This window comes from Pseudomonas sp. IT-P260 (genome assembly GCF_949768395.1).
Classification (GTDB): Bacteria; Pseudomonadota; Gammaproteobacteria; order Pseudomonadales; family Pseudomonadaceae; genus Aquipseudomonas; species Aquipseudomonas parakoreensis.
The window spans coordinates 421,093-443,489 of record NZ_CATKPO010000011.1; the positions used below are offsets into that span (position 1 = coordinate 421,093).

A 22,397-nucleotide genomic window follows, 5' to 3' on the forward strand; every position below is an offset into this window, starting at 1 on the left:
TCCCTGTGGGAGCGAGCCTGCTCGCGAAGGCGTCCGCCCCATCACTACGGCTATTTCAGGCTGTCGCTTCCACCGTGCCAATAAAATTCGCCAGCTCCGCCGTCTGCGGATGGGCAAACAACACCTTCGGATCCCCCACTTCATGCACCTTGCCATGGTGCATGAACACCAGTTTGTCGCCGACTTCCCGGGCAAAGCGCATTTCGTGAGTGACCATGATCAGCGTCATGCCTTCTTTCGCCAATTGGCGCACCACGGCCAGCACTTCATTGACCAGTTCCGGGTCCAGCGCCGAGGTGATCTCGTCGCACAGCAGCACTTTCGGCGACATCGCCAGCGCCCGGGCAATTGCCACGCGCTGTTGCTGCCCGCCGGACAGCCGATCCGGGAAGGCGTCGAACTTCTCCCCCAGGCCGACGCGTTCGAGCATCTTGCGCGCCAGTTCGGCCGCCCTGGCCTTCGGTACTTTCTGCACCACTTGCGGGGCGAGCATCACGTTCTCGCCGACGGTCAGGTGCGGGAACAGGTTGAACTGCTGGAACACCATGCCGACTTTCTGCCGCAGGCTGCGCAGGTCGGCGCGGGCGGCGTCGAGGTATTCGCCGTCGACTTCGATCACCCCGTCGTTGATCGACTCCAGGCCGTTGAGCGTGCGCAGCAGGGTCGATTTGCCCGAGCCGCTGCGGCCGATGATCGCCACCACCTGGCCTTCCTCGACGCTCAGGTCGATGCCTTTGAGCACGTGGTGATCGCCGTAGTATTTATGCAGGGCGGAAATTCTAAGCAGAGGCATGCAGTCTCCTTTCCAGGTAGCGCGCACTGAGCGACAAGGGGTAGCAGAGCAGGAAGTAGCCGAGGGCGACGAGGCCGTAGACCATGAACGGTTCGAAAGTGGCGTTGGCGAGCATGCCGCCGGTCTTGGTCAGCTCGGTGAAACCGATGATCGAGGTCACCGCCGTGCCTTTGACCACTTGCACCGAGAAGCCCACGGTTGGCGCCACGGCGATGCGCAGCGCCTGCGGCAGGATCACGTAGCGCAACTGCTCCAGCGGATTCAGCGCCAGACTCGATGACGCTTCCCACTGACCGTGAGGGATCGCTTCGACGCAACCGCGCCAGATCTCCGCCAGATAGGCACTGGTAAACAGCGTGAGGGCAATCGCCGCGGCCATCCACGGCGAGATTTCGACCCCGGCCAGCGCCACGCCGAAGAACACCAGAAACAGCTGCATCAGCAGCGGTGTGCCCTGGAACAGTTCGATCCAGGTGCGGGCGATATTGCTCGGCAACGGGTTTTTCGAGATGCGCATGACCAGAATCAGCAACCCGACGATCCCGCCACCAATGAACGCCACCAGCGACAGCGCCAGCGTCCACTGCAGGCCGGTGAGCAGGTTGCGCAGGATGTCCCAGAAAGTGAAGTCGCTCATCGGCTGCTCCTCGCGATATAGCGGCGGCCGACCCAGTTCAGCAACTGGCGGATCAGCAGCGCCATGCACAGGTAGATCAGCGTGGTCAGCGCGTAGGTTTCAAAGGCGCGGAAGTTGCGCGACTGAATGAAGTTGGCAGCGAAGCTCAGCTCCTCGGTGGCGATCTGCGAACACACTGCCGAGCCGAGCATGACGATGATGATCTGGCTGCTCAGGGCCGGCCAGACCTTGCCCAGCGCCGGCAGCAGGACCACGTGGCGGAACGTTTCGAAACGGCTCATCGCCAGTGCGGCGGCGGCTTCCAGTTGCCCGCGCGGAATCGCCTGGATGCCGGCGCGGATGATCTCGGTCGAATACGCGCCGAGGTTGATCACCATTGCCAGCACCGCCGCCTGCCACTCGGAAATCTGCACCCCAAGCGACGGCAGGCCGAAAAAGATGAAGAACAACTGCACCAGAAATGGCGTGTTGCGGATCAACTCGACGTAGACGCCGAAGAGTGCCGAGAACGGGCGAATGTTCCACGCCCGCACCAGCGCGCCGACGATGCCCACGCCGACGCCGAGCACTGCGCCAATCGCCGTCAGTTCCAGGGTGAACAGAGCGCCGCGCAGCAGCAGGTCGGTGTTTTGCACCACCGGCATGAAATCGAACTGATAAGCCATCAATTGTCTCCCGCGCGATCGATCAGAGATCGGCCGGCAGCGGCTCTTTGAGCCAGGTCTGCGAGTTTTTCTCCAACGCGCCGTCGGCCTTGGCGGTGGCGAGAATCTCGTTGACCTTGCCCAGCAGCGCCGGCTCGTTCTTGTTCACGCCGACGTAGACCGGCGAATCCTTGAGCTTCACTTTCAGCGCCGGCACGCGTTTCGGGTTCTTCTCGCTGATCGCCACCATCACCACGTTGCCGCTGGCGATCAGGTCGACTTGCCCTGCGAGGTAGGCGGCGATGGTCGAGTTGTTGTCTTCGAAGCGCTTGATGGTCACGCCTTCGGGGGCGACCTTGGTCAGCTCGATGTCTTCGATGGCGCCACGGGTGACACTGATGGTCTTGCCCTTGAGGTCGTCGAGGCTGCTGATCGCTGCGTCAGGCGGGCCAAACACCGCGAGGTAGAACGGCGCGTAGGCGTGGGAGAAGTCGATGACTTTCTCGCGCTCCGGGTTCTTGCCGAGGCTGGAGATCACCAGATCGACCTTGCCGGTGGTGAGGAACGGGATGCGGTTGGTGCTGTTGACCGGGGTCAGTTCGAGTTTGACCTTGAGTTGCTCGGCCAGCAGTTTGGCCGTGTCGATGTCCAGGCCACGGGGCTTCATGTCCGGGCCGACCGAGCCGAACGGCGGGAAGTCCTGAGGCACGGCGACTTTCAGTGTGCCGCGTTTGACCACGTCATCCAGGCCATCGGCGTGGGCGGGGGCCTGGCTCAGCATCAGGCTGGCAAACAGGGCGGTGAGGAGGGCGCTGTAACGCAGGCTCATGGCAAATCTCCGGATCGGCGGGAAGTGTTTTCTGCGATCGGACAGAGCATGCGCCGTGCCAACACCGCGCCGGATGCCGCGCAGGCCGCGGATTTGGCGTGTTCTTTCGGTCTTACTGGTCTGAACAGTCAGGATGTTTTTCGCACCTCGATAGCGCATCGGCAGCGGGCGCCGAACCCCGCTGGGGCACGACTTGCCGGATCCGGCGAATAGCTTTACAACTAGTCGCACCTTGGCCTGGCTCGTCTGAACAACCATGAACTCGATCTCCCGCGCCGTACCCGAAGTGGCGCTGCAAGCGATTCGCAAACTGATCACCGAACAGGGGTTCGGTGCGGGCGATGCGTTGCCCTCGCAACGGGATCTGGCGGTGCAACTGGGGGTCAGCCGGGCGTCCTTGCGTGAGGCGCTGTCATCGCTCAGTGCGCTGGGCGTGGTCAGCATCCAGCCGGGCAAAGGCGTGTTCGTGCAGGCACCGGTGGACCTTGCGCCGGGTGACCATGCGCCGGGCTGGCCGTTTGCGGCGCAGGCTTCGCCGCTGGACATCTTTCAGTTGCGCTATGCGCTGGAGGGTTTTGCCGCCGGGCTGGCGGCGGTGACCTTGAGCACGATCGATCTGGATGCGCTGGAGGACAACGTTGCGGCGATGCGCGAGCAATTGAAGGCTGGGGACTTCGAGGCTGCGGCGAAACTCGACTTCGAATTCCACCGGCGCATTCTGCTGGCCAGCGGCAATCAGGCGATGCTGAGCATCCTCACCGCCCGCGCCGAGATCTTTCTGGAGAGCCAGAAACTACCGTTCATCCGCGCCGAACGGGCGATGGAAACCTGGCAGGAACACCGCAAGATCCTCCGCGCCCTCGCGCGCAGGGCCTCCGCCGCCGCCCAGAAGGCCATGCAAGAGCACGTGCGCAACGCGGCGCTGCGCACCGGGATCGCCTTCATCGCCCCCGCCACCGCGTGACTTGGGCTATACCCAGACTCATGGGGCGCCATAGCAAGACTCAATCAACTGCGGCTTCCTGAACAAGGGAAGGGCGGATATGATGGGCCACGTTTTTTTGCTTACAACCTGGAGAATTCCATGAGCAGCGATCTGATCAAACACGTTAGCGACGCCAGCTTCGAAGCCGACGTACTCAAGGCCGAAGGCGCTGTACTGGTCGACTACTGGGCTGAATGGTGCGGCCCTTGCAAAATGATCGCTCCGGTTCTGGACGAGATTGCCGAGACTTACAAAGGCAAGCTGACCGTTGCCAAACTGAACATCGACGAAAACCAGGAAACCCCGGCCAAGCACGGCGTGCGTGGTATCCCGACGCTGATGCTGTTCAAGAACGGCAACGTTGAAGCGACCAAAGTCGGCGCCCTGTCGAAGTCGCAACTGGCTGCTTTCCTCGACGCCAACATCTAAGCGTCGCTGTAAATCGCCAAAAAAAAGCCTCGCAATTTGCGGGGCTTTTTGCGTATTCAGGGCTAGACGCTCCGAAACTCAGGTGGTACATTCGGCCCCGCACTGGTTTCTCCACTGCCCCCTGCTAGCCGTCGCCGACGCACTCCTTTTCGAACAAGTTCGCGATCCTGTCGCCTTCTCCGCGGCGCGGCCTCATTAAGCCAAAAGCTTAATTTCCCCCCTCCATAAATGATTACGTCATTCCTATATGAATCTGACTGAACTCAAGCAAAAGCCGATTACCGAACTGCTCGAATTGGCCGAACAGATGGGCATAGAAAATATGGCCCGTTCGCGCAAGCAGGACGTGATTTTCTCCCTGCTGAAAAAGCACGCGAAAAGCGGCGAGGAAATCTCCGGTGATGGCGTGCTGGAGATTCTCCAGGACGGCTTCGGCTTCCTGCGCTCCGCTGACGCTTCCTACCTCGCCGGCCCGGACGATATCTACGTCTCGCCGAGCCAGATCCGTCGTTTCAACTTGCGCACCGGTGACACCATCGTTGGCAAGATCCGCCCTCCAAAGGAAGGCGAGCGTTACTTCGCTCTGCTCAAGGTCGACACGATCAACTTCGATCGTCCCGAGAACGCGAAGAACAAGATTCTCTTCGAGAACCTGACCCCGCTGTTCCCGACCGTGCGCATGAAGATGGAAGCCGGTAACGGTTCCACCGAAGACTTGACCGGTCGTGTGATCGACCTGTGTGCCCCGATCGGCAAAGGCCAGCGTGGTCTGATCGTTGCACCGCCGAAGGCCGGTAAAACGATCATGCTGCAGAACATCGCCGCGAACATCGCGCGTAACAACCCTGAAGTTCACCTGATCGTGCTGTTGATCGACGAACGTCCGGAAGAAGTGACCGAAATGCAGCGCACCGTGCGCGGCGAAGTGGTTGCCTCGACCTTCGACGAACCGCCGACCCGTCACGTGCAGGTTGCCGAAATGGTGATCGAGAAGGCCAAGCGCCTGGTCGAACACAAGAAGGACGTGGTGATCCTGCTCGACTCCATCACCCGTCTGGCCCGTGCCTACAACACTGTGATCCCGAGCTCCGGCAAGGTGCTGACCGGTGGTGTCGATGCTCACGCCCTGGAGAAACCGAAACGTTTCTTCGGTGCTGCGCGCAACATCGAAGAAGGCGGCTCGCTGACCATTATCGCCACCGCGCTGGTTGAAACCGGCTCGAAGATGGACGAAGTGATCTACGAAGAGTTCAAAGGTACCGGCAACATGGAACTGCCTCTGGATCGCAAGATCGCCGAGAAGCGTGTGTTCCCGGCCATCAACATCAACCGCTCCGGCACCCGCCGCGAAGAGTTGCTGACTGCCGATGACGAACTGCAGCGCATGTGGATTCTGCGCAAGCTGCTGCACCCGATGGACGAAGTGGCGGCCATCGAGTTCCTGGTCGACAAGCTGAAAACGACCAAGACCAACGACGAGTTCTTCCTGTCGATGAAACGCAAGTAACATCGCCGCTGAACCGATAAAAATGGCGTCCCGCGCGGGGCGCCATTTTTTTGCCTGAATTTTGCCCGGATTATGGGAGGTTCCCGATCTGGTAAGGTCTGTGATCGGGCACTACAACCAGCAGCGCTCGCGAGCCTCTCGACTCGGGCTCGCGCTGTATAAAAACCACCACCTGATTGGCATTAAAGATTTTATGAGCACACTCGCTTATCGAAGGGATATCGACGGCCTGCGCGCAGTCGCGGTGATCGCCGTGGTGCTGTTCCACTTTGGCGTTCCGGGGTTTACCGGCGGTTTTGTCGGCGTGGACGTGTTCTTCGTGATTTCCGGCTACCTCATCACCTCGATCATCTGGAACCAGCGTCAAGCCGGACGTTTCAGTTTCGTCGAGTTCTGGGCTCGGCGTGCGCGGCGGATTCTGCCGGCGCTGTTCGCGATGATCATTGCGGTGCTGGCGGTGGGCTGGTTCCTGCTGGCGCCCAAGGACTACGAAGAGCTGGGGCGTTCGGTGCGCTATCAAGTGACGTTCGTCTCGAACATCCTGTTCATGCGCCAGGACGGTTACTTCGACGTCGCCTCTGACCTGAAACCGCTGCTCCACACCTGGTCACTGGCGGTAGAAGAGCAGTTCTACATCTTCTTCCCGCTGCTGCTGACGCTGCTCTCGAGCCGTTTGAAACACTGGCGGCTGGCGCTGTTCGCTGTGCTGCTGGTGTCGTTCGGGCTGAGTGTGTGGGCGATCAATCATCATCCGGAGAAAGCTTTCTTCCTGCTGCCGATGCGTGCCTGGGAGTTGCTGGCCGGGGCGATGCTGGCGATTGCGCCGAAACACGCCTGGCGTTTGAAACCGCTGGCCGCCCAGGCCTTGAGCCTGCTGGGCATGGGGTTGATCCTGCTGGCAGTGTTCGTCTACGACAAGTCGACGCCGTTCCCGGGGGCGACCGCGCTGCTGCCGGTGCTGGGCGTGGTGCTGTTGATTCTGGCCAACGGTCATCGCGAAACGCTGGTTGGTCAATTGTTGAGCAGTCGGGTGATGGTCGGCCTCGGCCTGATTTCCTATTCCTGGTACTTGTGGCACTGGCCGGTGTTCGTGTTTTCCAGCTACGCCAGCGTCGATGAACCGGGCGCGCTCGACACGGCCGGATTGATCCTGCTGACCCTGGTGCTGGGTTATCTGTCATGGAAATTCGTCGAAACGCCGTTCCGTGAACGGCGTTTGCTCGCCGGCCGTCGGCAGATTCTGCTGGCCGGTTTCTGCGGCATCCTGGTGCTCGGTCTGGCCGGGCAATCGCTGCGCTGGACCGATGGCCTGCCATGGCGCTTGTCCGAGCAGGCCCTGCAATACGCCAAGGGTCGCGAGTGGCGGCCGGAGCTGATGGCGTGTCTGGCGGATGACAAGACCCCGGACGACAAGCTGTTCTGCCATTACGGCATGACGGATCTGCCGAGCCGCGCCATGGTCTGGGGCGACAGTCACGCCACGGCGCTGATCCCGGTGTTCGATGACGGCGCCAAGGCCTACGGCGTGAGCGTGATCCTGGCCAGTTCTCCCGGCTGCATTCCGGTCGATGGACTGGAACATGACGGTGTCTGTGCGCGTTTCAACCAGCGTGTCGAGCGGGGGCTGAAGGCGCAATCGGTCAGCGATGTGGTGCTGGTTGCGCGTTGGAGCCTGTACCTGTACGGCGATGCCAAAGGTGATCTGGGTCATGTTCTGAGAACCACCGATGGCCGCTATGATCGTGCCGACGCCGAGCGGCGCCTGGCTGAAGGTCTGCGGGCCCGTGTGGCGCAATTGCGTGCCGGCGGGCATCGCGTGTGGCTGGTGAAAGAAGCGCCGCTGCAGGCCTTCAGTCCGCCCTATCGGCTGACACGTCTGGCAATGCTTGATCGTCCGGTCGATGACGTCGGGCTGGACGTCGAGGCGCACCACAAACGCCAGGTGTTCATCAGTCAGCTGTTTGCGCAACTTGCGCAGGAGGATCCGGCCGTGCGCGTGGTCGATCCCGCGCCACGGCTGTGCGATGACAAAGGCTTGTGCCACGCTGAACTTGGCGGCTATTCGCTGTACACCGACGACAATCACTTGTCCGAAGTCGGTGCACGCTTCGTTGCGCCGATCCTCGAGCCGCTGTTTATGAGCCTGCAAGCCCGGGAAAACCGTGGGAACGCGCAGACCAATGCAGCCAAGTAAGCAGCGACAGGCTGCCACAGGGCTGCATAGCAGGTAGGATGTACGCCTATTTTGAGGGTGCCATCGTCAATGAAATTCAAGGATCTTCGGGATTTCGTGCAGCAGCTTGAGCAGCGCGGAGAGTTGAAACGCATCCAGATTCCCGTCTCGCCGGTGCTGGAAATGACCGAGGTGTGCGATCGCACGCTGCGGGCCAAGGGCCCGGCGCTGCTGTTCGAGAAGCCCACCGGTTACGACATTCCGGTGCTCGGCAACCTGTTCGGCACGCCCGAGCGGGTGGCCATGGGCATGGGCGCCGAGTCGGTCAGCGAACTGCGCGAGATCGGCAAGCTGCTGGCCTTCCTCAAGGAGCCGGAGCCGCCGAAGGGCTTGAAGGACGCGTGGTCGAAACTGCCGATCTTCCGCAAGATCATCTCGATGGCGCCGAAAGTGGTCAAAGACGCGGTGTGCCAGGAAGTGGTTATCGAAGGTGACGACGTCGACCTGGCGATGCTGCCGGTGCAGACCTGCTGGCCCGGCGACGTCGGTCCGCTGATCACCTGGGGCCTGACCGTCACCAAAGGCCCGAACAAGGAGCGCCAGAACCTCGGTATTTACCGTCAGCAAGTGATCGGCCGCAACAAGGTGATCATGCGCTGGCTCAGCCACCGTGGCGGCGCGCTGGACTTCCGCGAATGGTGCGAGAAGCATCCGGGCCAGCCGTTCCCGGTGTCGGTCGCGCTGGGCGCCGACCCGGCGACCATCCTCGGCGCCGTGACGCCGGTGCCGGACAGCCTTTCCGAATACGCTTTCGCCGGTCTGCTGCGCGGTAACCGCACCGAGCTGGTCAAGTGCCGCGGCAACGACCTGCAAGTGCCGGCCACCGCCGAGATCATCCTCGAAGGCGTGATCCATCCGGGCGAAATGGCCGATGAAGGCCCGTACGGCGACCACACCGGTTACTACAACGAAGTCGACAGCTTCCCGGTGTTCACCGTCGAGCGCATCACCCACCGGATCAAGCCGATCTACCACAGTACCTACACCGGCCGTCCACCGGATGAACCGGCAATTCTCGGCGTTGCGCTGAATGAAGTGTTCGTGCCGATCCTGCAGAAGCAATTCCCGGAGATCACCGACTTCTACCTGCCGCCGGAAGGCTGCTCGTACCGCATGGCTGTGGTGACGATGAAGAAGTCGTATCCGGGGCATGCCAAGCGCGTGATGCTCGGTGTCTGGTCGTTTTTGCGACAGTTCATGTACACCAAGTTCGTTATCGTCACTGACGACGATATCAATGCCCGCGACTGGAACGACGTGATCTGGGCCATCACCACGCGCATGGACCCCAAGCGCGATACGGTGATGATCGACAACACGCCGATCGACTACCTCGACTTCGCCTCGCCGGTCTCGGGCCTGGGCTCGAAAATGGGCCTGGATGCCACCCACAAGTGGCCGGGCGAAACCACTCGCGAGTGGGGCCGTGTGATCGTCAAGGACGACGCCGTCACCCAGCGGATCGATGCCATCTGGAATCAGTTAGGAATAGATTGATGCGTGTAACCCTGCAGCCCTCCGGAGCGGTGCTTGAGATACGGCCCGGCGAGCGGATTCTCGATGGTGCGCGGCGCCTGGGCTACGACTGCCCGCAAAGCTGCCGCAACGGCAATTGCCACGTATGTGCGGCGCTGCTGGTGGAGGGCCGGGTCGAACAGGCCGGCAAGGTGCATGACCACGGCGAGTTCTACACTTGCATAGCCGAGCCGCTGGAAGACTGCGTCCTGCTGTGGGATGGCGTGCTCGCGCTGGGAGAACTGCCGGTGCGCAGCCTGTCGTGTCAGGTCATCGAATGCCGGGACGTCGGCGGCGACACCTGGCGCGTGCGCCTGCGTGCGCCGGCCGGCAAGCCACCGCGTTATCACGCCGGGCAGTACCTGATGATCGAGCGCGAGAACGGTGAAAAGTCAGCGTTCTCCATGGCCTCTGCACCGCACGGCGGACGGGATCTGGAAATCCACGTGCTGGCCCGTGAGGCCAGTGCGCTGAGCCTGATCGAGCAACTGCAGCGCAACCCGCTGGTGCGCGTCGAACTGCCGTTCGGCGACACCCACCTCGCCGAATTGCCTGACGGGCCGCTGGTACTGATCGCCGCCGGCACCGGCATGGGCCAGATTCACAGCCTGATCGAACACTGCCGCGCCAACGGCTTCAAACACCCGGTGCATCTGTACTGGGGCGTGCGTCGCCCGGAAGATTTCTACGACATCGAGCATTGGGACGAATGGCTGAAGCTGCCCAATCTGTTCCTGCACAAAGTGGTCAGCGACCAGTGCGGTTGGGAAGGGCGCTGCGGGATGTTGCACCAGGCCGTGTGCGAGGACTTCGCCGATCTGAAGGCCCTGCACGTCTACGCCAGCGGTTCGCCGGCGATGGTCTACGGCACGCTGGATGCGCTGGTGGAAGCCGGGATGGATGCGCACCAGATGCGCGCCGACGTATTTGCGTACGCGCCGCGATCTTGAGCCCCGTCCCTAGAAACGTACGCCGCTAGTCACCATCGCCGCATTGGCGCCGAGAAACACCAGCTCGGCGGCCAATGGGCCGTATTGAGTCCCGACGGACGGAATGATCACTGGCGCAACGCCATAGCGGTTCAACGGGATCTTGTCCTTGTAATCACCGCGATAACCCTGCAACAGCCCGCCCGTGACTTTCAAATACACCGGATACTCACGGCTGTCATAGCGCTTGCCGGCATAGGCGTAGTTCGAGCGCTGGCGGAACGAGTTACGGAAAGTTGCCCCGCCAAAGACCCAGCCGGAAGCCTGATTGCGTTCGATGCCGATCAAGTCCTGATGATTATTGTGCTCGGGGTCGGGCGAGTAATGTCGGGTGTAGACGCTGGTCTGGGCATACCAGAAGCCCGTGTCCTGCGCATCGTCCGCGGCCAATGCATGGCCGGTCTGAGTCATCAGCAATACGGTCAGAAGTCTTCGGATGTTCATTGTGCAGCCTCGGTTAAACGGGATGGCTTGCGCCAGAGGAAGGCCGTTATACGTAGGCGTTCAGCGACGGAGAAGAAAGAAAGTCCGACATTCTAGTAGGAAGTTTCCCGCGCCTTCATGAACGAAACCTGAACAAGCGAAGGCTTATGCATATTTCATTCGGGTATTTAAGATATTGCTGCAAGGGTATTAGGCTATATAAAACCGGATAACCGGGCAGATGATCCCGCATTATCGTTGTCAGGCGGGTCATACATCCTTTAGCACTTTTCGTTTTACAGTTACTGCTATATGTTCTATCAAGCGAATTGTGCTTACATCTTGTAATACTTGCGGGGCCGAACACTTCTGTCATGACAGCCATTGAATCTGCTTTTGTGAATCTGGCTTACCCTCCGCGGCTCGATCTGGGGCCGCAGCTGACCCACGAACAACTTCTCGTCTCGATGCAATCGACCATGGCGCGCCACAAGGGTGGGCCGGTGTGGCTGTTTGCTTACGGCTCGCTGATCTGGCGCCCGGAGTGCACGGCGGTGGAGCGGGTGCGCGGGCGAGTCCACGGTTACCATCGCGGCTTGTACCTGTGGTCGCATGAGCATCGTGGAACGCCGGAAATGCCCGGGCTGGTGTTCGGTCTGGATCGTGGCGGTTCGTGCAGCGGCTTCGCCTATCGGCTGCCGGAAGAGAATCTCGACGCTGCGCTGTACGCGCTGTGGAAACGCGAGATGCCATTCCCGTCCTATCGCCCGCACTGGCTGAACTGCCGGCTCGAAGATGGCAGTCAGGTTCAGGCGTTGGGGTTTGTTCTGGAGCGACACCTGCCCAGCTATGCCGGCAACTTGCCGGATCATGTGCTGAGTCAGGTGTTCGAAAGCGCTTGCGGGCGCTACGGCACCACTCGCGATTATGTCGAGCAGACCGCCCACGCCCTGCGCAGCCACGCCATGCCGGATCGAAATCTGGAGGCGCGGCTCAAGCGCTGTCAGGCAAAAGCCGATCAGGCGACGGCTTCGCGACTCTGACTGGCGACTTGCTTGTGCCATAGCGTCGGGGCCAGGAAGGCCATCGACAGCAGGCAAGCGCCTACCAGCAGGACAAAACCACCGTCCCAGCCGAAGTGGTCAACGGTATAGCCCATTGCCGCACTCGCCGCGACCGAACCGCCCAGATAGCCGAACAGACCGGTGAAGCCTGCTGCCGTGCCGGCGGCTTTCTTCGGTGCCAGCTCCAGCGCCTGCAGTCCGATCAGCATCACCGGGCCGTAGATCAGAAAACCGATCGAGAACAGCGCGATCATGTCCACGGTCGGGTTGCCGGCCGGGTTCAGCCAGTACACCAGCGTCGCTACGGTCACGAGTGCCATGAACACCATGCCGGTCAGGCCACGGTTGCCACGGAAGATCTTGTCCGACATCCAGCCGCACAGCAGCGTGCCCGGAATGCCCGCCCACTCGTAGAAGAAGTAAGCCCACGAAGTCTTGTCGACGTCGAAGTGCTTGGCTTCTTTGAGGTAGGTCGGCGCCCAGTCCAGTACGCCGTAGCGCAGCAGGTAGACGAAGACGTTGGCCATGGCGATGTACCAGAGCATTTTGTTGCGCAGCACGTATTTGACGAAGATTTCCTTGGCGCTGAATTCGTCTTCGTGGCTGGCGTCGTAGCCTTCCGGGTAATCGTTCTTGTACTTCTCGATCGGCGGCAGGCCGACCGATTGCGGGGTGTCGCGCATGGTGATGAAGGCAAACACCGCCACGCCCAGCGCCACCGCTGCCGGGACGTAGAACGCTGCGTGCCAGTCATTGAACAGGCCCATGCCGATCAGGAACAGCGGGCCGATCAGACCGCCGCCGACGTTATGCGCCACGTTCCACACCGAGACTACGCCGCCCCGTTCCTTCTGCGACCACCAGTGCACCATGGTGCGTCCGCTCGGCGGCCAGCCCATGCCCTGGGCCCAACCGTTGATGAACAGCAGGATGAACATCATGGTCACGCTGGACGTCGCCCACGGCGCGAAACCGAAAATGAACATCACGCCGGCCGACACCAGCAAGCCGAACGGCAGGAAATAACGCGGGTTGGAACGGTCGGAGACCAGGCCCATCAGGAACTTCGACAGACCGTAGGCGATGGCAATGGCCGACATCGCCAGACCCAGATCGCCACGGCTGTAGCCCTCGTCGATCAGGTACGGCATGGCCAGCGAGAAGTTTTTGCGCAGCAGGTAGTAACCCGCGTAGCCAAAGAAGATACCGGCGAAGATCTGCCAGCGCAGGCGTCGGTAAGTGCTGTCTATTTTTTCTTCAGGCAATGGAGCCTGATGTGCGGCAGGACGAAAGAAAGCAAACATTCAAGAGCTCCAGATTTCTTGTTTTGACTGCGGATGCGAATGTTACAGTTTCGTTACCGAAAATAGCACCGGTTCGCATCGGCAAAACAGCGGAAAATGTTGGAAGTCGCATGTTCTTTTACGAACCTGTCGCTCAGCTGTAAAAACAGGACGTTTTCACCACTTATCAACAGGGTGTGACATAGACTCGCGGCCCGTTCAGCCAATTGATCAGCAGAGATAGGAAATGGCCCTGAAGGTTCGCATGTTGGTGCCGAGGTTCTTGGTGGCGGCGGGGCTCGCCGTTGTGCTGCTGACATTGATCGTCACCGATCATCCTTCCCATTCCGGCCTGCGCAACGCCACGGTGCTGATCATCCGGCATGCGGAAAAACCGGATACAGGATCGGTGCTCAATGCCCGAGGCGAGCAACGCGCGGCCGCCTATGTCGACTATTTCAATCCGCTGAAACTCGACGGCCAGACACTCACGCCCCAGCGTTTGATCGCTGCCGGCGACACCCCGGAGAGTTCGCGCTCGCGCCTGACCCTGACCCCGCTGGCCCAACGCCTGAACCTCGCGATCGAGCAGCCCTACGTCAATGGCGATCTGCATCAATTGGTCAAACTGTTGCGCAAGAGCAATCAGGCGCAAACGGTGCTGATCGCCTGGCACCACGGCCACATCAATAAACTGCTCAAGGCCTTTGGTGGCGACCCCACGGCGCTGATGGGCCAGGAAAGATGGCCGGATGAAGTCTTCGACTGGCTGATCGTTTTGCGCTTCGATGACAAGGGACGGCTGATTCCGTCTCGCAGCCTGAAGGTGCAGGAGCATTTATTGCCGGGCGACGCTGCAGCGGCCAGCGGCGGCTAAGCATCCGTCAGAAAATGTACCTGAAGCCCGTTGCGCAGGGCGTTCGCCTGTTTTCTTGTCAGGATCAGGAAATGTCCTGCATTCAATAGCGAAGCTGCGCCATTCAGTTAACAGGCAATGCTCCGTAACCTTTCTGTTGTTGCCGGACAGGCATCTCAATCGGGAAGGGGCGAGATCATGCGGTGGTTCTTTGCTGGGCTTTTATTGACGATCTTCAGTCTTGCGCTGGCAGCGGAAGGGTTACTCATACCGGAAAACATTCCCAAGCCGATTTACCCGAAGCTGTTGCGCAGGGCCGGGGTCGAAGGCGAGGTCAGGGTCAGTTTTGTCGTCAAGGCGGATGGTTCGGTCAGCGCGATCAACATTGTGCAAAGTGATCACCCTGATCTGGCTGAGGTAGTCAAAGACGCAATAACACAGTGGCGCTTCAAGCCCTGGACGACTGAAAACGGGCGGCCTGCAGAACAGCCCGTGGTGGCACCGATGCTCTTTCGACTGGGCCGGGACGAGCCGATCCACCTCAATCAGTGGCTGAAGTCAGTGAAGTGTCATGTCATCAATGGCAGTTTCAGGAACATGCCTGAGTACGCCTGGGTCGACGCGGACGTGTTTCATTACACCCGCGCTTACCTTTCGAACGCGAGCCACAAGAGTCAGTTGGCCGATGATCAACGTCTGGCAATCATCGCCAGGATGAATCGGCGCGTACCGATGATCGTCAGAGGCTGCCGGGAGGCCCCCATGTGGAGATACATGAGTTTTCTGCCGGGAGAGGTTCGTGAGTTGCTTTGATAACCAGCGCCGCTGAGAGTGAAGCTGTGTTGCTGCCTGGCGCAATCCGGGCCGGCACCAAGGGGCGCCGGCCGGGAAAAACTCAGCGCACCTGCACCACCACCTTGCCCACCGCCTTGCGCTGCCCCAGATCGTTGATCGCCTGCGCCGCGTTGCTCAGCGGGTACACCTGCGACACCAGCGGTTTCAGCTTGCCTTCGGCGAACCAGCCGAACAGTTGCTGGAAGTTCGCTGCGTTGTCCTGTGGCTGGCGCTGGGCGAAGGAGCCCCAGAACACGCCGAGCACGGCTGCACCTTTGAGCAGCGCGAGGTTGACCGGCAGTTCGGGGATGCGCCCGCTGGCGAAGCCGACCACCAGCAGGCGGCCGTTCCAGGCGATGGCGCGAATGGCCTGGTCAAACAGGTCGCCGCCGACCGGGTCGTAGATCACGTCGGCGCCCTGGCCGTCGGTGAGGCGTTTGATTTCGTCCTTGAGGCTGGTTTCGCTGTAGTTGATCAGTTCATCGGCACCGGCGGCCTTGGCCACGGCGAGTTTTTCCGCGCTGCTGGCGGCGGCAATGACCCGGGCGCCCATGGCTTTGCCGATCTCCACTGCCGCCAGGCCGACGCCACCGGAAGCGCCGAGTACCAGCAAGGTCTCGCCCGGTTGCAGGTTCGCCCGTTGCTTGAGGGCGTGCATCGAGGTGCCGTAGGTCATGCTGAACGCGGCGGCGGTGTTGAAATCCATCGACGGCGGGATCGGCAGCACGTTGTAGCCCGGCACCGCGACCTGTTCGGCGAAGCTGCCCCAGCCGGTCAGGGCCATGACCCGGTCGCCGACGTTCAGATGGCTGACCTTTTCACCGACGGCGCTGACCACGCCGGCCGCTTCGCCCCCGGGGGAAAACGGGAAGGGCGGCTTGAACTGATACTTGCCCTCGATGATCAGCGTGTCCGGGAAGTTGACCCCGGCGGCGTGCACCTCCAGCAGGATTTCGTTCTTCTTCGCGACAGGACTGGCGACGTCTTCCAGCACCAGCGATTCGGCAGGGCCGAAGGCTTTGCACAGCACGGCTTTCATCAGGGCTATTCCTTTGGGAGTGATGGCCGATAAGTGTAGGTATGTCAGTCAACGGGTCAACGAGCATGCCCGGCCCTGATAGTCAGCCATAAGCTTGTGCTTGCGCGGCGGGTCGTTATGCTAGGCCGCAAACCGGATAAGGAGCGAATTGTGAAAGCGTGGATCATGTTGTTGCTGGCCCTGTCTCTGCCTGTGGCAGCGCTGGCCGAAGAAGCCAAAGAAGGCGAGGCGCCGAAAGTCAACTACATCACCCTGAGCCCGCCGTTCGTGGGCAATTACGGGCTGGACGGCACGCCGAAGCTGAAGGTCTACAAGGCCGACGTGGCGCTGCGTGTGACCGGTGAAGAGGCGACCAAACTGGTCAAGGCCAACGAGCCGCTGATCCGCAATCAACTGGTGGCGCTGTTCACTCAGCAGACCACCGAGGCGATGGGCAGCATCGAAGGCAAGGAAAAGCTGCGTCAGGAAGCCCTGAAGCAGACCCAGCAAGTGATGAATGACGAGACCGGCAAGCCGGTGGTTGAAGATCTGCTGTTCAACAACCTGATCATTCAGTAACCACGCTGGCCGCTGTTCAGGACGCCAGGCTCTTGCGAAAGCGTGCCAGCGCGATGAGGAAGAACAGCAGGCCGATGGCCGTCAGCGCCAGCAAGTCCGACCAGACCACGCTCAGCCCGGCGTCGCGAAACAGAATCGCGGCGCTGAGGCTGACAAAGTGCGTGGACGGCGAGCCCTGCATCACCCACTGCAACCATTGCGGCATGCTGTCCAGTGGCGTGCTGCCGCCGGACAGCAGCAACATCGGGATGATCACTGGAATCGCCAGCAGGCCGAACTGCGGCGTCGAACGCGCGAGCGTCGCCAGAAAGATGCCCAGCGCGGTGCTGGCAAACAGATAAACCGCTGTCACCAGTAAAAACAGGCTCATCGAGCCGGCCAATGGCACGCCCAGCAGGCCTTTGACCACCACTTCCAGCGACAACCAGGTGCACAGCACCACCACCAGCAGGTTGCTCCAGATTTTCGCCAGCATGATTTCCAGCGCCGTCAGCGGCAGCACCAGCAAGTGGTCGAGCGTGCCGTGTTCGCGTTCGCGCAGCAGCGCCGTGCCGGTGAGGATGATCGCCAGAATAGTGATGTTGTTGACGATCTGAATCACCGCCAGAAACCAGCCACCCTCCAGATTGGTGTTGAACAGGGCGCGAGTAGTCAGTAACACCGGCGCCTTGGTCGCTGCTTCACCCTGACCTGCATAGTCGAGTAACTCGCGTTGAAAGATCCGGCCAATGTAGCCAGCGCCCATGAATGCCTGGCTCATGGCCGTGGCGTCGACATTGACCTGAATCGCCGGCTGCCGCGCCGCCAGCAGATCGGTTTGAAAGCCCGCCGGGATGTTGATGACGAAGGTGTATTGACCGCTGTCCATCACCTGGTCCAGCTGAGGGTAAGGCAACAGCACCGGCGTCTGGAACTCCGGCGGCTGCAGGGCTTGGGCCAACTGGCGCGAGAGGGTGCTGTGGTCTTCGTCGACGATGGCCACGCTGGCGTTATGTACGCCAATCACTGAACCCGCAGCGGGCATGTAGATCGCCACGGTGAAGGCGTAGAACAAAAACAGCAGCAACACGCTGTCATGCCGCAGGCTGGTCAGTTCCTTGAGTCCCAGGCGCAGGATGTGCGCGAACTTGTGCATCAGGCCTCCTGCTTTTTCAGCATGATCAGGCTCAGCCCGGTGAACCCGACAAAGAACCCGAACAGCGCCAGGCACTGCGGCCACAGCTGACGCAAGTCCAGCGCTTTGGTGAACGTGCCCACCGCGATGTCGAGGAAGTGCCCCGCTGGAAACAGCATGCCCATCACCGCGGCCGCACCCTCCAGCGACGAGCGCGGCACGATCAACCCGGAGAACTGGATGGTCGGCAAGCTGGTGATGATCATGGTGCCGAGGATCGCGGCGATTTGTGTGCGCGTGAACGCCGAAATCAGCAGGCCCATGCTGGTGGTCGCCAGCACGTACAGCAGGCCGCCGAATGCCAGAGTCAGCAGGCTGCCCTTGAACGGCACGCCGAACAGCCAGCGATTCATCGCCACCAGCACTGCGAGGTTGACCAGACTGACCAGCAGATACGGCGCCTGTTTACCCAGCAGAAACTCCAGACGGGTCAGGGGTGTGGCGTAGAAATTGGTGATCGAGCCCAACTCCTTTTCGCGCACGATGCCGAGCGCCGTGAGCATCGCCGGAATGAAGGCGAGGATCAGCGCCATGACCCCGGGGCCGATGGCGTTGACGCTGACTACGTCCTGGTTGTAGCGAAAGCGGGTTTCCAGACTGGCCGCCGCCGGGTGGGCCAGCGCGGGGCTGCTTTGCTCGGCCAGTTGTTGCAGATTGGCCAGGTGCACGGCTTCAACATAGTTGCGGCTGGTTTCAGCGCGAAACGGCATACCGCCATCCAGCCACGCCGCCACAGCGGGTTGGCGCCCGGCGTACAGATCGCGGCCGAATCCGGGCGGGATTTCCAGTGCCAGTTTGATTTCCGAGCGTTGCAGGCGCCGGTGCAGCTCCTGTGGGTCATGAATGGCCGGCTGCTCGTCGAAGTAGCGGGAGCCGCGAAACGCCTCAAGATAAGCCCGGCTCTGCGGCGTCTGATCCTGGTCGTACACGGCAAACGCGAGGTTTTCCACGTCCAGGGAAATCCCGTAACCGAAGATCACCATCATGAAAATCGCCCCGGCCAAGGCGAACGCCATGCGCACTTTGTCGCGCAACAGCTCCTTGCCTTCGCGACGGGCCACGGCCAACAGGCGACCGAGGCTGAAACCGTGGCGGGGCAGCGGTGTTGTCGCTGCGCTCGGCGGCGCCATTTGCGGTTCGGCCGCAGGCGCTGGTGGCTGAGCCCCCTGAGCCTGTTCCAGGCAGGTGACGAAGGCCGCTTCCAGCGTCTCTCCAGCGAACTGGCGTTGCAGTGCCGCCGGGGTATCGCACGCGAGAACCTTGCCGGCGTGCATCAGTGAGATGCGGTCGCAGCGCTGGGCTTCGTTCATGAAATGCGTGGAGAGGAAGATCGTCACGCCTTGTTCGCGGGACAACTCGATCAACAGTCGCCAGAAGTCATCGCGGGCTGCCGGATCGACGCCGGAGGTCGGCTCGTCGAGGATCAGCACTTCCGGGCGGTGCAGCACTGCCACCGCCAGCGACAGACGCTGGCGCAGCCCCAATGGCAACGCCCCGGATGGCTGGTCGGCGACCGCGAGCAGATTGAAGCGTTGAATCAGTGCCTCGATGCGCTGTGCGCTCTCGGTTTTGGGCAGGTCGAACAGCCGCGCGTGCAGTTCGAGGTTCTGTCGCACACTGAGTTCGCCATACAGCGAAAAGCTCTGCGACATGAACCCGACCCGCTTGCGCGTGGCCAGATCCTTGGCGTTCACCGGGTTGCCGAGCAGCGTCGCACTGCCTTCACTGGCCGGCATCAGCCCGGTCAGGACTTTCATGGTAGTGGTCTTGCCGCAGCCGTTGGAGCCAAGAAAACCGAAAATCTCGCCGCGGCCAATGGCAAAGCTGACGTGATCCACGGCGGTGAAATCGCCGAAGCGCAGCGTCAGATCGTGGGCTTGGATGGCGATGTCGTTGCTGTTGCCGGTGCGCGGTGGAATCACCAGCGGTTGAGCGTCGTGCTGGCTGTCACCCTGGAAATGGGTAAAGGCGTCATCGAGTTTGCCGCTGGGGGTGACGGCCGCCAGCTCGCGGCTCAGGCCGGTGGCGATCAACTGGCCGGCGTCGAGCATCAGGCAATGCTCGAATTGCTCGGCTTCTTCCATATACGCGGTGGCGACCAGCAGCGTCAGTTGCGGGCGCTGGCTGCGCACATCGTCGACCAGCTCCCAGAAACGCCGGCGCGAGAGCGGGTCGACGCCAGTAGTCGGCTCATCGAGGATCAACAGGTCGGGCTCATGGATCAGCGCGCAGCACAGCCCGAGTTTCTGCTTCATGCCGCCGGACAACTTGCCGGCGGGGCGCTCGGCAAATTTCAGCAAGTCGGTCGCGAGCAACAGGCTGTGCATGCGTTGCTCGCTTTCAGCCCTGGACAGGCCGAACAGCGTCGAGAAGAACTGGATGTTCTCGCGGATCGACAGTTCGGGGTACAGGTTGCCGCCCAGGCCCTGAGGCATGAAGGCGATGCGTGCATAGAGTGTGTCGCGATGCCGGCGATCCTGGATCGCGCCTCCGAGCACTTGCAGTTGCCCTTGTTGCAGGGTTTTCACGCCGGCGATCAACCCCAACAGGCTGGACTTGCCCGCGCCATCGGGGCCGATCAACCCGCAGCGGGTTCCGGCGGGCAGGCTGAAGGCGATCTCGTTCAGCGCTTGCTGTTTGCCGTAGCGGTGGGCGATACCGTTCGCTTGAACCGCAAGGCTGCTCATTGCAGATTGGCCGGCCATTCGACGGGTGCGATCCGCACATAGCCGGCGCCGGGCATGCCGGGCTTGGCCTGTGGCACGGCGCTGGGCTGGGTCAGGCGCAACTTGACGCGGAACACCAGTTTTTGTCGCTCGTCGCGGGTCTCGACTTCTTTGGGGGTGAATTGCGATTTGGCCGCGACGAAACTGATTTTTGCCGGCAGCGGTTTATCGGGCAAGGCATCAAGCAACACGCGCGCCTCGTCGCCCACGGCCAGGCGCCCGGCCACCGCAGCTGACAGATAGAGGTTCATGTATTGGTCGTTGGGATCGATCAGCAACAAGACCCGGCCGCCGGCACCCAGCACTTCGCCGGGTTCGGCCATGCGCAGCTGGATCACGCCATCAATCGGCGCGCGCAGAAGGCTGTCGTCGATTTCGCTGGTCAGCTGCGCCACCTGCGCCTGCGCTGCGCCGATTGTTGCGCTGACGGCAGATACCTGGGCGCGGGCTGCGGTCACCGCAGCGTTGCCGGTGCCAATGCGCGACTGCAGTTGATCGATGATCTGCGCGCTGACGTAACCGTGCTTGAACAGTGATTGCGAGCGGCCGAGCTCTTGCTGGGCCAGCAGCAGCTCACTCTGACGCAACTGCACATTGGCCTGGGCGGCGTTGAGATTTTCCCGGGCGCGCAGGACTTCGGCTTCGGCCTGGTTGCGCTGGGCTTCGAGGGTGCGGGTGTCCATGCGCGCCAGCAGTTGTCCTTTGCTGACCTTGTCGCCTTCATCCACCAGCACCTCGGCCAGGCGCCCGGGCGTCTTGCTGGCGATCTGCACTTCGGTGGCTTCCAGGCGCCCGTTGCCCATCGACAGCCCCTCGACCAGCCGGCTGCTGATCGACATCCAGTAACCGAGGCCACCCGCGGCGGCGAGTAACACCAGGAGCGAACCGGCATATAAAAGTGAAGAACGGCTGTGCGTCGACATGGGGGGCATCCTGCGGCTGTGGCGTCCAGTCTGACTGTTCAAGCGTTCCACTCGCTTGATGTCAGTCAAATGAGCGCCAAGCCTAGCCCTTTTTTCGGGTAAAAAACCGTGACCGGAGAGTTCTCAGCGCAAACCGAGCACGACGGCCCACTGTTCGGCGGTCACCGGCATGACCGAAAGACGGCTGCCTTTTTGCACCAGCGGCATCTCGGCCAATGCGGTCTGCTGCTTCAGATAATCCAGTTTCAGCACCCGGGCAAAGGTCTCGACGTGTGCAACATCGATTGCACTCCAGGCGTTTTTCTCGGGCGTGGCTTTCGGGTCGAAGTAATGGCTTTCGGGGTCCAGTGCGGTGGGATCCGGGTACGCTGCCTGAATAATCCTGCCGATCCCGGCAATCCCCGGCTCCGGGCAACTGGAGTGGTAGAAAAAGAACTCATCCCCGACCGCCATCGCCCGCAGGAAATTGCGCGCCTGATAGTTGCGAACCCCGTCCCAGCGCGCTTTTCCGAGTGTCTCCAGGCCTTTGATCGAGAGTTCGTCCGGCTCGGATTTCATCAGCCAATAGGCCATGTCTTTTGCTCCTCAAGCGGTGATTGGACAGGTTGTCGGGCAATTTTATGACAAACCGACGGTCGGTTGACGTCAGCATTTGCGCCCGGGTTCACGTTGTCGCAAAATGCCGGCCTTTAAAGCTTGACGCTGCTGCACGGCCTACGAACGGAAACCGCTGCTGTCATCGTGATGATGTGCCTTGAGGGGGGCAATCGATGAAACGCAAACCGGATTTGCTATGGACTTTGGTTATTTTGTTCGGCCTCGGCGTCGTAACCACCGGTTATGCGCAAAGTCTGTGGACGAGCAAGACCGATGCGCCGATTGAAGTCGCGCAACAGGTCCAACAGTCGACCGCGTTCAAGCGCTGAAACAGCCTTTCCGACGCCGTTGACCTGCGC

The 22,397-nt window shown here is 61.3% G+C and carries 22 protein-coding genes; 11 read left to right on the forward strand and 11 right to left on the reverse strand.

Features of this window, described 5'->3' with window-relative positions:
* Positions 1–55: 55 nt before the first annotated feature.
* From ACM6HV_RS08790 to ACM6HV_RS08805, 4 genes are read right to left on the reverse strand one after another with little or no spacing between them, the layout of a single operon-like run.
* The gene (locus ACM6HV_RS08790) at positions 56–793 is read right to left on the reverse strand and encodes an amino acid ABC transporter ATP-binding protein (RefSeq protein ID WP_414903990.1); all 738 of its coding nucleotides are present in this window, start codon (positions 791–793) and stop codon (positions 56–58) included.
* Positions 780–1,430 (reverse strand): amino acid ABC transporter permease, encoded by a 651-nt coding sequence (locus tag ACM6HV_RS08795; RefSeq protein ID WP_145593671.1) that lies wholly within the window; start codon positions 1,428–1,430, stop codon positions 780–782. The genes ACM6HV_RS08790 and ACM6HV_RS08795 overlap by 14 nt, the downstream gene beginning before the upstream one ends.
* Positions 1,427–2,095: an amino acid ABC transporter permease gene (locus ACM6HV_RS08800; protein ID WP_414903991.1), complete on the reverse strand. Its 669-nt coding sequence runs from the start codon at positions 2,093–2,095 to the stop codon at positions 1,427–1,429. Before ACM6HV_RS08800 ends, ACM6HV_RS08795 begins: the two co-directional genes overlap by 4 nt.
* 22 nt (positions 2,096–2,117) lie before the next feature.
* A complete protein-coding gene (locus ACM6HV_RS08805; RefSeq protein ID WP_414903992.1) occupies positions 2,118–2,903 on the reverse strand; it encodes a transporter substrate-binding domain-containing protein in 786 nt (261 codons plus the stop codon).
* A gap of 256 nt (positions 2,904–3,159) precedes the next feature.
* Here ACM6HV_RS08805 and ACM6HV_RS08810 point away from each other — a divergent pair, with 256 nt between their 5' ends.
* The 6 genes from ACM6HV_RS08810 to ACM6HV_RS08835 all read left to right on the forward strand — a co-directional run bounded on the left by ACM6HV_RS08810 (position 3,160) and on the right by ACM6HV_RS08835 (position 10,522).
* A complete protein-coding gene (locus tag ACM6HV_RS08810) occupies positions 3,160–3,867 on the forward strand; it encodes a FadR/GntR family transcriptional regulator (RefSeq protein ID WP_414903993.1) in 708 nt (235 codons plus the stop codon).
* Positions 3,868–3,987: 120 nt separating this feature from the next.
* The gene (trxA, locus tag ACM6HV_RS08815; protein WP_003206727.1) at positions 3,988–4,317 is read left to right on the forward strand and encodes a thioredoxin TrxA; all 330 of its coding nucleotides are present in this window, start codon (positions 3,988–3,990) and stop codon (positions 4,315–4,317) included.
* Between the two features lie 247 nt (positions 4,318–4,564).
* The gene (gene rho / locus ACM6HV_RS08820; RefSeq protein ID WP_003229334.1) at positions 4,565–5,824 is read left to right on the forward strand and encodes a transcription termination factor Rho; all 1,260 of its coding nucleotides are present in this window, start codon (positions 4,565–4,567) and stop codon (positions 5,822–5,824) included.
* Positions 5,825–6,017: 193 nt separating this feature from the next.
* Positions 6,018–8,018 (forward strand): acyltransferase family protein, encoded by a 2,001-nt coding sequence (locus tag ACM6HV_RS08825; RefSeq protein ID WP_414903994.1) that lies wholly within the window; start codon positions 6,018–6,020, stop codon positions 8,016–8,018.
* Positions 8,019–8,087: 69 nt separating this feature from the next.
* Complete coding sequence (gene ubiD, locus ACM6HV_RS08830) at positions 8,088–9,554, forward strand: 4-hydroxy-3-polyprenylbenzoate decarboxylase (protein ID WP_007968427.1); 1,467 nt, start codon at positions 8,088–8,090, stop codon at positions 9,552–9,554.
* On the forward strand, positions 9,554–10,522 hold the full coding sequence (locus ACM6HV_RS08835; RefSeq protein ID WP_414903995.1) for a CDP-6-deoxy-delta-3,4-glucoseen reductase: 969 nt from the start codon (positions 9,554–9,556) through the stop codon (positions 10,520–10,522). The genes ubiD and ACM6HV_RS08835 overlap by 1 nt, the downstream gene beginning before the upstream one ends.
* Before the next feature lie 9 nt (positions 10,523–10,531).
* Here ACM6HV_RS08835 and ACM6HV_RS08840 read toward each other — a convergent pair whose 3' ends face one another.
* Positions 10,532–11,005: a sn-glycerol-3-phosphate transporter gene (locus ACM6HV_RS08840; protein ID WP_414903996.1), complete on the reverse strand. Its 474-nt coding sequence runs from the start codon at positions 11,003–11,005 to the stop codon at positions 10,532–10,534.
* 353 nt (positions 11,006–11,358) lie between these two features.
* Between ACM6HV_RS08840 and ACM6HV_RS08845 the strand changes: the two genes are divergently transcribed.
* A complete protein-coding gene (locus tag ACM6HV_RS08845) occupies positions 11,359–12,027 on the forward strand; it encodes a gamma-glutamylcyclotransferase (RefSeq protein WP_041072057.1) in 669 nt (222 codons plus the stop codon).
* On the opposite strand, the gene glpT is transcribed toward ACM6HV_RS08845, so the two are convergent.
* On the reverse strand, positions 12,003–13,352 hold the full coding sequence (glpT, locus tag ACM6HV_RS08850; RefSeq protein WP_003229323.1) for a glycerol-3-phosphate transporter: 1,350 nt from the start codon (positions 13,350–13,352) through the stop codon (positions 12,003–12,005). The genes ACM6HV_RS08845 and glpT overlap by 25 nt on opposite strands.
* 226 nt (positions 13,353–13,578) lie before the next feature.
* Here glpT and ACM6HV_RS08855 point away from each other — a divergent pair, with 226 nt between their 5' ends.
* Positions 13,579–14,208 (forward strand): flagellar basal body-associated protein FliL, encoded by a 630-nt coding sequence (locus ACM6HV_RS08855; RefSeq protein WP_414903997.1) that lies wholly within the window; start codon positions 13,579–13,581, stop codon positions 14,206–14,208.
* Between the two features lie 177 nt (positions 14,209–14,385).
* Complete coding sequence (locus ACM6HV_RS08860) at positions 14,386–15,000, forward strand: energy transducer TonB (protein ID WP_414903998.1); 615 nt, start codon at positions 14,386–14,388, stop codon at positions 14,998–15,000.
* Positions 15,001–15,082: 82 nt separating this feature from the next.
* Here the strand turns inward: ACM6HV_RS08860 and ACM6HV_RS08865 are convergent, their stop codons facing one another.
* Positions 15,083–16,060, reverse strand: a complete 978-nt coding sequence (locus ACM6HV_RS08865) for an NADPH:quinone oxidoreductase family protein (protein WP_145593664.1) — start codon at positions 16,058–16,060, stop codon at positions 15,083–15,085.
* 150 nt (positions 16,061–16,210) lie between these two features.
* On the opposite strand from ACM6HV_RS08865, the gene ACM6HV_RS08870 reads away from it, so the two are divergent.
* Entirely contained in the window at positions 16,211–16,618 is a 408-nt protein-coding gene (locus ACM6HV_RS08870; RefSeq protein ID WP_027610485.1) for a flagellar basal body-associated protein FliL, read from the forward strand.
* A 16-nt stretch (positions 16,619–16,634) separates the two neighbouring features.
* Here ACM6HV_RS08870 and ACM6HV_RS08875 read toward each other — a convergent pair whose 3' ends face one another.
* The 4 genes from ACM6HV_RS08875 to ACM6HV_RS08890 form a co-directional block, all read right to left on the reverse strand.
* On the reverse strand, positions 16,635–17,753 hold the full coding sequence (locus ACM6HV_RS08875) for an ABC transporter permease (RefSeq protein ID WP_414903999.1): 1,119 nt from the start codon (positions 17,751–17,753) through the stop codon (positions 16,635–16,637).
* Positions 17,753–20,479 (reverse strand): ribosome-associated ATPase/putative transporter RbbA, encoded by a 2,727-nt coding sequence (gene rbbA, locus ACM6HV_RS08880; protein ID WP_414904000.1) that lies wholly within the window; start codon positions 20,477–20,479, stop codon positions 17,753–17,755. Before rbbA ends, ACM6HV_RS08875 begins: the two co-directional genes overlap by 1 nt.
* Positions 20,476–21,441, reverse strand: coding sequence for an HlyD family secretion protein (locus ACM6HV_RS08885; protein WP_041072069.1), 966 nt, complete (start codon positions 21,439–21,441; stop codon positions 20,476–20,478). Before ACM6HV_RS08885 ends, rbbA begins: the two co-directional genes overlap by 4 nt.
* 123 nt (positions 21,442–21,564) lie before the next feature.
* Entirely contained in the window at positions 21,565–22,014 is a 450-nt protein-coding gene (locus ACM6HV_RS08890; RefSeq protein ID WP_047297220.1) for an EVE domain-containing protein, read from the reverse strand.
* A 197-nt stretch (positions 22,015–22,211) separates the two neighbouring features.
* Here ACM6HV_RS08890 and ACM6HV_RS08895 point away from each other — a divergent pair, with 197 nt between their 5' ends.
* Entirely contained in the window at positions 22,212–22,367 is a 156-nt protein-coding gene (locus ACM6HV_RS08895) for a hypothetical protein (protein ID WP_086792358.1), read from the forward strand.
* Positions 22,368–22,397: the final 30 nt, after the last annotated feature.